Below are 4,293 nucleotides of genomic sequence, written 5' to 3'. Positions count from 1 at the left end.
TTATCACATATAAATGTATAGAGAATGTAAAAGAAATCTAAAGAATAGGGAAAATGAACAATAGTTTATTTACAATTCAAACAATTTATGCTAGAATAACTTTGACAGCAGAGTTAGAGAGAGAATGTCACAAGACGTTTCTTTCTGCTCTTTTTTAAGTGAATTAAGGCCACGGACTCAGGGCCTATATAAAGAAGGAGGAGAAACTATGAAAAAGATGACTAAGAAATCATTGGCTATAGCTTTGACTGGTGCAATGTGTCTGGCATTGGTCGGCTGCGGCGGGGGCAGTAAGGAAACCAAAGCTGAGACAAAAGCAGCTGAAACTTCAGCAGCAGATGAGACAAAGGCTGCAGAAGAAGGCGCTGTTGATCTTAATGCTTTGACATTAGACGAGATCACCGAAAAAGCTAAAGCTGAAGGTGAAGTCGTATCCGTTGGTATGCCGGACGAATGGGCAGACTGGGGTTCATTATGGCAGGCTATGTCTGATACATACGGTATCTCACATAATGATACTGATATGAGTTCTTCAGAAGAACTTCAGATGTTTGCAACCGAAGGCAAGAACGGAACAAAAGATATCGGTGACGTCGGATATGGATTTGCAGGTCAGGCAGTATCTGAAGATCTTGTTCAGGGATATAAGACATCTTACTGGGATAACGTTCCTGACTGGGCTAAAGGCGAAGACGGCAAATGGATGGTTGCATATACAGGCGTTACAACATTCCTTGTAAATACAGAACAGGTTGATAATGTACCGACATCCTGGCAGGATATTCGCGAAGGCGACTACAAAGTGGCACTTGGGCCTCTTACAGGCGGTAACGCACAGGCAGCATTCATCGCTTCCGCATACGCATTCGGCGGTGATATGAATAATCTTGAACCTGCATTTGAATTCTGGACAGAACTGGCAGAAGCAGGAAGAATCAATACACTTGATATCACTCAGGCGAACTTCGAAAACGGCGAGATCGCTGTAGGTGTTGTATGGAGCTTCACAGGTATTCCTTACAGCAAGAATATTGAACAGTATAAGATGACAGCAGTTGTTCCTTCTGATGGATCTCTTCAGAATGGTTACGCATCTGTGATTAACAAATATGCACCACATCCACATGCAGCAGCTCTTACAAGAGAGACCATGTTCAGTGATGAAGGTCAGACATATTTAGCTTTAGCAGGTGCTATTCCTACAAGAGAAGATTTTGTTGTTGCAGATGAATATGCAGATCAGGTTATCAGCAAAGAAGATATCGCAGGCGCTGTTCTGATTTCAGACGCAGAAGCATATTCCGCAGCTTGTGAAACAGCAAAAACACGTTGGGAAGAAGAAATCGCTCCATTACTTGTACAGTAATTGTTTTTGATCGAATCTGAATGAATTTACGGGGGTGCACATTTTTCGCACCCCCTTTTCAGTGATACGGGGCATAACCTTTTGACCCGGATATTAACAGGCTCTGGCGCATCCAGATAAAAATTGACAGGATCAGACAGGAGTTGAATGTGGTGAAAAAGAAAACATATATTTATTTACTTGCGTTAGTGCCATTCTTGATCGTTGCGCTGCTCTATGAGATCGTACCGCTCATCACGGTCATTTTAAAGAGCTTCCAGCCCGATGCTGGAACAGGCTTTACGCTTGAAAATTATCAGACTATTTTTTCGAAATTGTTATATCGAAAAGCTATTTTTAACAGTTTGAAGATATCGATAACATCTGCAATCATAGGAATTATTGTAGCATTTTTAGGTGCACGGGCCGCACATCAGCATCAGGGAAAACTGAATCACCTGTTTATGACAGTTTTAAACATGGTTTCTAATTTTGCCGGAATCCCGTTGGCCTTCGCTTATATGATTCTTCTCGGTAATGCAGGTCTGGTTGTAAATATCGGTAAAGAACTTGGCATTGATTTTTTGTCCAATTACAATTTATACACGATGAACGGTATGAGTCTGGTTTACATATATTTCCAGATTCCTCTTTCCACGCTGCTTCTTATACCTGCTTTTGACGGTGTTCAGAAGCAATGGAAAGAAGCTTGTACGCTTCTTGGCGGTACACCGGGAATTTTCTGGCGCAAGGTTGGTGTTCCTGTGCTGATGCCGAGTATTCTCGGTACCTTTAGTGTTCTCTTTGCCAATGCTCTGGCAGCTTATGCAACCATCTATGCATTGATGATGGATAATATTGCATTGCTTCCGGTTCAGATTGCAGGATGCTTTACCGGTGAGGTCCGGATCCGTGCCGGTCTGGGAGGTGCATTGTCTGTTGTCATGATGATCATCATGGTCGTTATGATCTTTATTACAAATGGTCTCAGCCGTCGATTCCAGAAAGGAGGTAACCGAAAATGAAGAAAAAGAGTTCCGCTTCAATGGCAGTTATGCTGCTTGTCATGATTTATCTTTTAATTCCGCTGGTTGCTTCCATTATTTACTCTGTCTTTAAAAAATGGACGGGCATTTTGCCGGAAGGCTTTTCTTTGAACAACTATGTTTCATTATTTACAGATCCGAATTTCATGGCATCTGTCGGTCGTTCCATCGGAATGTGTATTATTCCGATCGTGACAACGATTATTATTGTTTTGCTTGCGCTGTTCGTAACAGCCATTTATTTTCCGAAACTTGAGAAATACGTGCAGATAATTTGTATGATTCCATATACGATTCAGGGGGTTATTCTTTCCGTCAGTATCCTGTCTTTATATGTAGGAACGGATTCTATTTTGAGTAATCGTCTTGTTATGCTGATGGGAGCCTATTGTATCGTTATTCTTCCGTATATCTATCAGGGTATCCGGAACGGAATGAATGCGGTGAATATGCCGACACTGATCGAAGCGGCTGAGATGCTCGGCGCTTCAAAGATCTATGCTTTTTTCAGAGTGGTTGTACCGAATATTCTTTCGGCGATTATCGTGTCATCACTTTTGGCTGTAGGTATTATCTTTGGTGATTATGTTCTGATTCGAAATCTGGCCGGAACCTCTGCACCGAATATGCAGATTTTCCTGTACCAGACGATGAAGAGCGACAGTACAAAGGCCAGTGCTGTTTTCGTAATCATTATGTTCGTAACCTTTATCATTACGGCGATTGTATTATTCCTGAAAAGCCGGGAAAATAAAGGCAACACACAGAAAAAATAAGGAGTGATGAGAAATGTCGTATATTCGATTTGAAAATTTGAGTAAAAGCTTTGGGAAAAATGAAGTTCTCACGAATATTGATCTGGAAGTGGAAAAAGGACAGTTAGTCACACTCCTTGGACCGTCCGGATGCGGAAAAAGTACCCTTTTAAGATGTCTGGCCGGACTTGAGACGGTAACATCCGGAAAAGTTTATCTGGACGGCGAAGATATCACCTTTAAGAATCCAAAGGATCGTGATATCGGTATGGTATTCCAGCAGTACAGCCTTTTCCCGAATATGGATGTGGCACAGAATGTTGCCTTCGGTCTGAAGATGAAAAAAGTGCCGAAGGAAGAGATCACAAAACGTGTGGAAGAGATGGTGGATATCGTCGGTCTGACCGATCATCTGCATCACTATCCGACACAGATGTCCGGCGGCCAGCAGCAGAGAGCTGCCCTTGCCCGTGCGATGGTTACGAATCCGAAGGTACTTCTTCTGGATGAGCCTTTATCTGCAATTGATGCCCTTCTTCGTCATTCTCTTCAGGTGGAGATTCGACGTATCCAGAAAGAGATGGATATCACAGCCATTTTTGTAACTCATGATCAGGACGAAGCGATGGTCATGTCAGATGTGATCCATTTGATGTATAAAGGCAAAATTGAACAGTCGGCAGCTCCGACAGAGATGTATACGCAGCCGACATCAAAGTTTGCCGCAACCTTTATCGGTCACTATAATATCCTTCCTGTAAGCGAATTTAAGAAACTGACCGGCAAAGACGGGGATGGCAAAGATGTAGCCTTCCGTCCGGAGATCATAGAGATCGGTTTACAGCCGGTTGAAAAAGAAGGATATATATCCATGAAGGGTAAAGTCGTTGTCAGCCTGCCTCACGGTAACGTTCTTCGTTATGCGGTTATGTGCGGTGACAGACAGATTGATGTTGACGTTTTATTTAAAAAGGCAACGGTTATTGAAAACAATACCGATGTTTATCTTTCATTTAAAGAAGATGACTGTATCTTCTTATAGAGACAGGTTCCTTGACTCAGATAGGGGTAGGGGGGACAGGTGACTGGGGTCAATGCCATTTAGATATTTGTTCTATTTTTGTTCGGTTAAAGATATATTTTCCAA

4 protein-coding genes are annotated in these 4,293 nt (G+C 42.3%); all 4 read left to right on the top strand.

Annotated features, from left to right (window positions below):
* Positions 1–208 precede the first annotated feature (208 nt).
* Complete coding sequence (locus tag QZZ35_RS09550; protein WP_291237191.1) at positions 209–1,366, top strand: ABC transporter substrate-binding protein; 1,158 nt, start codon at positions 209–211, stop codon at positions 1,364–1,366.
* Positions 1,367–1,518: 152 nt separating this feature from the next.
* Complete coding sequence (locus tag QZZ35_RS09545) at positions 1,519–2,370, top strand: ABC transporter permease (protein WP_291237190.1); 852 nt, start codon at positions 1,519–1,521, stop codon at positions 2,368–2,370.
* Positions 2,367–3,167: an ABC transporter permease gene (locus QZZ35_RS09540; protein ID WP_291237189.1), complete on the top strand. Its 801-nt coding sequence runs from the start codon at positions 2,367–2,369 to the stop codon at positions 3,165–3,167. The genes QZZ35_RS09545 and QZZ35_RS09540 overlap by 4 nt, the downstream gene beginning before the upstream one ends.
* Positions 3,168–3,180: 13 nt before the next feature.
* On the top strand, positions 3,181–4,188 hold the full coding sequence (locus QZZ35_RS09535; RefSeq protein ID WP_291237188.1) for an ABC transporter ATP-binding protein: 1,008 nt from the start codon (positions 3,181–3,183) through the stop codon (positions 4,186–4,188).
* Positions 4,189–4,293: the final 105 nt, after the last annotated feature.

The organism is Frisingicoccus sp. (assembly GCA_016298055.1).
Classification (GTDB): domain Bacteria; phylum Bacillota; class Clostridia; order Lachnospirales; family Lachnospiraceae; genus Frisingicoccus.
Note: the sequence above shows the minus strand (reverse complement) of the source record. Positions and strands in the feature narration are given on the sequence as shown.

Coding starts and splice junctions, on each gene's coding strand:
- QZZ35_RS09550 (WP_291237191.1), top strand. CDS start 209: ATGAAAAAGATGACTAAGAAATCATTGGCTATAGCTTTGACTGGTGCA.
- QZZ35_RS09540 (WP_291237189.1), top strand. CDS start 2,367: ATGAAGAAAAAGAGTTCCGCTTCAATGGCAGTTATGCTGCTTGTCATG.
- QZZ35_RS09535 (WP_291237188.1), top strand. CDS start 3,181: ATGTCGTATATTCGATTTGAAAATTTGAGTAAAAGCTTTGGGAAAAAT.